A 6868-nucleotide genomic window follows, 5' to 3' on the forward strand; every position below is an offset into this window, starting at 1 on the left:
ATCGTCTCTCCTCCGGGTGGGTACCGACTGCCGGTTGTGGGTCCTGATCCCACCCCCGGCAGCCGCGCGGTTTGGTTTGAGTTGAAAGATGTTAAGGGATGGCACGGAGGCCGTTCCCTACATAAAATCATCTTTTTATACAAAAATTAAGTTGAAACGGGATACTAGTCCACGCGAGATGATGATGACAACTTCACCTCCGGATAGTAACGAACGCCGGGTTTTCGAGATCAAGGCATTGATATTGGGTATCTTCGTATTTTTTGTCCTGGCGCAGCTCGGTTATTGGCTGCGGATAGATTTTTTCGGAAACGAAACCGGCGCCTGGTCCTATGTCTATACCGATTGGCTCATCGATTATTCTGCGGGCTTTGTAAGGCGCGGTTTGTCGGGTGAATTGATCGGGCTGCTCTCACCCTTGGTTCCTCCAAGAATTGTTATTGCGTCGTTGACATGGAGTATTTTCGGGATTCTCACCGTTGCCTATATACGATCGGTCGGACGTTCTCTGGACAAGTTGACTCCGACAGTATTGATCGGCCTGCTCTTTCTGCCGTCCCTCCTGCCGTTTTATATATATGACCATGGGGCGTTCGGACGCAAAGAAACTATCGGCTTTCTGATTTTAGTTTGGCACCTCTATTTGTTGGAAGCACCCAGGAATAGGGAGCCGACTCGCTATATCAAAAAGATCATCCCCATGAGTCTGGTTGCCTTGCCGGTGCATGTACTGATTCATGAGGCTTCGTTCTTTTTGTTCGTTCCGGTGCATCTGCTCATCAGTCACGCGATCATTCGACAAGATGATTCGGTCGGCTCCTATAGAAAGTTTTTTACCCTGCCGCTCGTGTACCTTCCTGTTTGCCTGTCATTCCTGGTCGTTTTTCTTTTCGGTCATCCCTCTTTCGAAGTTGCCGCAGCCATCTGTAAAAACTGGGAGCTTCTAGGTGAACTCGGACCGGGTAGGTGCGTCCTCGATGACCAAGGGGTTTTGGAGGCTCTGGGTGGGTTCGGACTGGGAGCGGAGGTCCTCGAGGACAAGGTGATTTCATCGACCTCAGTCAGCACGTTCTCGGCACTTACGGGACTCGCCTGGACTTTCTCTCAGGCTTCGTCCATGGTTATCTCACTCTCTGCAGACACGCTATTGAGTTGGGTTTTGACCTCCGCGATCCTTGGGTTTTGTACGCTTTACATCGGCAGCATGGTGATAGACACGCTGCGGAGGGGCGGCTCTACGCGCAGCTTCGATCCGACGGCCCTGGCAGCCCCCCACGCGCGTGTGCTCAACCTGAAATACTTCTTTGTCCCTTTGCTGGTGTCTGCGCCCCTCTACATTGTGGGCGCGGATTTCGGCCGTTGGGTTGCCGTAACCTGTATCAACTACATGCTGATCATATTGTCCAAAGATATCGTTCTCACGGAGCTGGAACATGCTAAATTTTCCCGTGGGAATACCGAACAAAAGTCACGTGTCATAAACTCATCCGTCCCGACGCTTGGCTTCTACGGCAACCTGCTTGTCTTTCTATTCATTCTATTTTATCTGCGGCTGCCGCATTGCTGCATTCGGGATTTCGGGATGTTCGAGGAGCCGCTCAGGACCATCATCAGGGTACTTCCCCACATCTTCGGCTAACCCGATTCATAACCCCAGCTCCCGCCAGCGCGCCTCGATCCGCTTGACGGAGACGGGATAGGCGGTCCCGATTTGCTGGGCGAAGAGGGAGACCCGCAGCTCTTCCAGCATCCAGCGGATCTCTTCCAGGCGGGTGTCGTGTCGCCCCGCTTCACGGGCGGCGGTCGAGCGCTCCCGCCATTTCCCGTGGATGGCGGCCATCGCTTGGATTCGCTGCCGATCCTTGGCGGCGGCCTGTGAGAGCTTGTCGGCCCGGGCGTCCAGGGCCTTCAGGTAGCGGGGATAATCCTTGAGGTGGGGGTAAGGGACCTGCTGCAGGAAGCCGCGAAAGACCAGCACATCCAGGTGCTGACCCATGTCCGAAACCGAGGCCGTCCAATAGGTCTGGGTGATGTCCGCAAGCCGTTTGCGGATGGCCTGGTAGCGGGTGAGTATCTGCCCGGTCAGCGCCTGGACATCCCGGGCCACGGACGCCAACCGGGGGCGGTTCTGTTCCAGACGCACGGCGAAGGTCTGCCGGTCTCGGATCGGCGGTCGGTCCTCCAGAAAGGTGAGATCTAGGATCAGCGCCATCAGCTCGTCGGCCAGATCCGCCGCCTTGGATTCGTTCTCCCCCGCCGGTTGCGGCGCCTTAGCGTACTGCAGGCGCATGCGGTCCAGCTCCGGCAGGTCCTTGCGCAGCGCGTGCAGGTCCGATCCCAGCTGGAGCATCAGTAGCCGGCGCAATCCTTGGCGCATGGCTAATGCGGCGCCGGCCTCCGAGTCCAGCACCCGGACGGCGACGCTATCCCCCTGGTCGACCAAGGCGGGATAGCCGCGTACTCGAATGCCGCCGCGGTCTAGGTCCAGGCTTTCCGGCAGCGCATCGAAGTCCCAGCGCCGGATCCCCGTCTGCTCCAGCTCGCGGGACGGAATCTCAGCGAAGACCTGCCGCCCCTGGCCGCCGTAGCGGCGCTTGAGCGAGGAGAAATCCTCCTCCAACGCCACCTGATGTCCTTGATCGTCTACCAGACGAAACTTCATGCGCAGATAGCCGGGTACAACGGACATATCCCAGGCGTCCTCGGGGACCGCGACCCTGGTCATCTCTTTGAGCACCTCGGAGACCGTCTGGACCAGGGGCCGATCCGAGGGCAGTCGATCCGAGGGCATCAGGCGCTCGACCAATCGCCTTGCCGTCTCCGGAATGGGGACCAGGGCCCTGCGCGTCTGCTTGGGCAAGCCCCGCAGCAAGGCGACGAACAGCTCCTCCAAGAGACCGGGGACCAGCCACTCGCACTGCTCGGGTGAAACCTGATTGACCAGGGGCAAGGGGACGGTGAGGGTCACCCCGTCCGCGCTCGCCCCCGGGTCGAACCGGTACTCGAGGGGCAGCCGGGTGGCCCCGACCTGGAGGCTGTCGGGGAACGCCTGTTCGGTCACTGCTGCCGCGTCCCGTCGCATCACATCGTCCAGGCGCAGGTGCAGGCGCTTGGGTTCCTTGCGCGTCGCCGTGCGCAGCCATTGCTCCAGCTGAGGCCGGGAGTAGATGCCGCTCGGGACCCGCTGGGCGTAGAAGGCATAGATAGCCTCCTCGTCCACCAGGATATCCCGCCGGCGGGATTTGGTCTCCAGATAGCGGACGTACTCGATGAGCTCCCGATTGTGGCGCCAGAAGGGGGCCCGGGTCTCGAAGTCCCCCTCCACCAGACCGAAGCGCAGGAAGATCTCCCTGGCCTCGCCTGGGTTGATGGGTCCGTAGTTGACACGGCGCCTGGGGACGATGGTTACCCCATAGAGGGTGACCTGCTCGTAGGCCGCCACCTGACCGGGGCCGGCCTGCCAGTGGGGCTCCGCATAGCTGCGCTGCACCAGGTGGGCGCCGGCCCGCTCGATCCAGGTCGGTTGGACCCTGGCGACAATGCGCCCGTACTGCCGGCTGGTCTCGACCCGCTCCGCCGCCATGATCCACTTGGGTGCCGTCCGGAACAGCCCGGAGCCCGGATGGATGGAGAAACGGCTGTTGCGGGCACCCTGGTATTCCCGGTGCTCGTCCTTACAACCGATGTTGCTCAGCAGGCCCGTGAGCAGGGCGCGGTGGATCTCCTCATAGCTCCCCGCGGCCTGGTTCTCCCGGTAGCCCAGCTCCCGCAGCGTGAGACCGAGCTGGGTATGGATGTCCCGCCACTCCTGGACCCGGTTCCAGGACAGGAAATGCCGTTGGCAGAGCTTCCTGAACTTGTTCCGGGACAGCCGGGTGCGTTCCTGTTCCAGAAATCGCCACAGGTTCAGAAAGGTGAGAAAGTCCGAGTCCTCGTGCCGGAAGGTGGCATGGATCTGGTCCGCCGCCTGCTGCTGGGCCTGTTGCCAGTCTGGGGGCCGCTCCCGCGGGTCTTGGAGGCTCAGGGCCGCGGCGATGATCAGCAGCTCGGTCAGGCAATGATAGTCCTTGGAGGCCAGCAGCATCCGACCGATGCGCGGGTCCACGGGCAGGCGGGCAAGCTGCTCCCCCAGGGGCGTCAATCGGCCCCCGGCGTCCAGGGCCGCCAGCTCCTCCAAGGTCCGGTAGCCGTCGGCGATCAGCCTGGCATCCGGCGCGTCGAGGAAGGGAAATTCCTCGATCGCCCCGAAGCCCAGCAGCTTCATCTGCAAAATAACCGCGGCCAGATTGGTGCGCTGGATCTCCGGTTCGGTGAAGGGGGCCCGGGCCGCGAAGTTGTCCTCCGAATAGAGCCGGATGCACAGACCCGCCGCTACGCGCCCACAACGGCCCTTGCGTTGGTTCGCCGCGGCCTGGGAGATGCGTTCCACCGGCAGACGCTGGACCTTGCCGCGCCGGCTGTAGCGGCTGATGCGGGCGAACCCCGGATCGATCACATAGTGGATGCCGGGTACCGTGAGCGAGGTCTCGGCCACGTTGGTGGCCAGGATCACGCGGCGGGTGCCGTGGGCCTGGAACACCCGCGCCTGTTCCTGGGGGCCCTGGCGGGCGTACAGGGGCAGAATCTCGGTAGACGGCGGGTGGTGCTTACGCAGGGTCTGGGCGGTCTCGCGGATCTCGCGCTCGCCGGAGAGGAACACCAAGACATCGCCCGGACCTACCCGAGCCAGCTCGTCCAGGGCCGCGGCGATGGCACGCTGCATGGCATCGTCCCGCTCGCCCGGATGCTCATCCTCCGGTGGTCGGTAACGCACCTCCACCGGATAGGTGCGCCCGGAGATCTCGATGACGGGCGCCGGACCCGCGGTGCTCCCGAAATGCTCGGCGAAGCGCCCAGGGTCGATAGTGGCCGAGGTGACGATGAGCTTGAGGTCGGGCCGCCGGGGCAGCAGCCCCTTCAGATAGCCCAGCAGGAAGTCGATATTGAGGCTGCGCTCATGGGCCTCATCGATGATGAGGGTGTCATATTCATTGAGAAACCGATCCTGCCGAATCTCCGCTAACAGGATGCCGTCGGTCATCAGCTTGACGCAGGTCTCAGGCCGGATCCGATCCTGGAAGCGCACCTTGTAGCCCACCAGCGTCCCCGGTTCGGTCCCGAGCTCCTGGGACAGGCGGCCGGCAAGGCTACGGGCGGCAATCCGCCGCGGCTGGGTATGGCCGATACGCCCGGCGATCCCCCGCCCCAGGTCGAGGCAGAGCTTGGGCAACTGAGTGGACTTACCGGAGCCGGTCTCGCCGCACAGCACCACCACCTGATGGTCACGGATCAGCGCCGCCACCTCATCGCGGTGCTCGCTGACGGGCAGCTCCGGGGGATACGAGATCCCGGGGACCAGGGATGCGCGCAGATCGAGAACGGCCTGAGAACGGCGCATGGAACGCCACAGCTCGGCGCGGTCGCCCTCGCAGGCTTGCCCCTGCTGCGTGCGCCGTCTCAGGCCGCGCAGTCGGCGCCGGAAACCATGCCGGTCGCGCAGCAGACAGGCATCGAGGTCTGAATCGGTGGGAAGCCGAGACTGGTTCAAGGGCAACCGACAGGCGCCGGATTCGGCGCTTTTCCGTCCCTATTTACCCATTACCCGCATCGGATTGTTTCCCGGTGTCTTCTTTCGAATGGTCTTGACCTTGGCTCCGGGTCACATCCGCCGCCCTGGATTGTCCCCCGGTGCCCTCTTTCGAGTGGCCCTGGCTCCGGCCCGTAGGTGGGGCCATATGAGCTGGCGGCCCGACGGCCATCTCGCTTGAGCGTTGCTGCGTTCGGGACAACAGATTCGGGACGAGCTTCTCTGAAAACCCGGCAATGAAGCAACCGAGGAACAACTTCGCGAAATCCTTATAGTCTAAGAGATAGTTTGAACCATCGGATTCCGGTGAAAGATTCGGAAATATCTCGCCGTCAACTAGTTCGGAGCGGACGAAAAAAAACAAGATGAAGCCTGCTCCGATGCCGACCAGGACACGGGTGAGGATCAACCACCAGCAGCGGTTCAGCTTGAGATCGTCGAACGTACTGTCGGCGAGGCGCTTTCTCAGACCGGTCATCATGCTGAAGGCCGCGCCGAACGCCCCGGCGAGCGCGACGAATGGCAGCAGCCAGGGGTTGTCCGGGCTTACCTTATCCCCAAACACCAACCCCTGTGACATTAGGAGTACGAACACGAGCCCAAAGGTGAGCATGTAGACCGTCTCCGTACGGCCCGTAATCTCTCTCGTGTATGCGCGTCGCGCTTCGTTCTTCGTATGTCGCCATTGTAGGTCACTGATCAGGCCCGATAGGAGCGCTGCTAAGCCCTCGGGATCCTCCTGCAGCGCTTCGGCGCGTTTCCGATACCAATCTGTGACAGGCGCAGGCAGTAACTGTTCCGCATCCAGGAGCCGCCGTTCGATCTCGACGTGTAGGGTCGGCTCGTCGTAGAGCTGCACCAGCTGTTGCTCGATCTCATAGGCATCCTGCCAGGACAGATCCTTATCTTCCTTCTTTATTTCCCGTATCCGCTCCAGGGCCTCTGGAACCGAATTCGGTGCCGTTTCCTTGATCTTGGTCTCGATCTTGGTGATATAGGCGCGCAGGGTGGTATGGAACTGGCGCGTCAGGGCCTTGACCTCGTCCACTTCCGATCCTTTCACGCATCCAAAGTTCAGGTTTTTGCAAAACCAGTTTTTTATTTTTGCCATCATCGTGCTCTCGTTTGAATTTAACAACCAAACGGCGCAAAGCATAGCAAGGAGGAATCTTCCGAGCCACGGGAGATTTGGGATGACCGAGGTCATTCCGCAGTCGGCACTCATCACGCACTCTCCTTCCG

General features: G+C 61.3%; 3 protein-coding genes. 1 reads left to right on the forward strand and 2 read right to left on the reverse strand.

Annotated elements, in window-relative coordinates; translation table 11 throughout:
- Positions 1 to 178 precede the first annotated feature (178 nt).
- On the forward strand, positions 179 to 1639 hold the full coding sequence (locus tag E1958_RS12565; protein WP_133512174.1) for a hypothetical protein: 1461 nt from the start codon (positions 179 to 181) through the stop codon (positions 1637 to 1639).
- 6 nt (positions 1640 to 1645) lie between these two features.
- Here E1958_RS12565 and hrpA read toward each other — a convergent pair whose 3' ends face one another.
- Entirely contained in the window at positions 1646 to 5587 is a 3942-nt protein-coding gene (gene hrpA / locus E1958_RS12570; RefSeq protein ID WP_133512183.1) for an ATP-dependent RNA helicase HrpA, read from the reverse strand.
- Between the two features lie 43 nt (positions 5588 to 5630).
- A complete protein-coding gene (locus E1958_RS12575; RefSeq protein ID WP_133512175.1) occupies positions 5631 to 6689 on the reverse strand; it encodes a hypothetical protein in 1059 nt (352 codons plus the stop codon).
- Between the last annotated feature and the right edge of the window lie 179 nt (positions 6690 to 6868).

Origin of the sequence: Candidatus Thiosymbion oneisti, assembly GCF_004359955.1 — a bacterium.
Classification (GTDB): domain Bacteria; phylum Pseudomonadota; class Gammaproteobacteria; order Chromatiales; family Chromatiaceae; genus Thiosymbion; species Thiosymbion oneisti.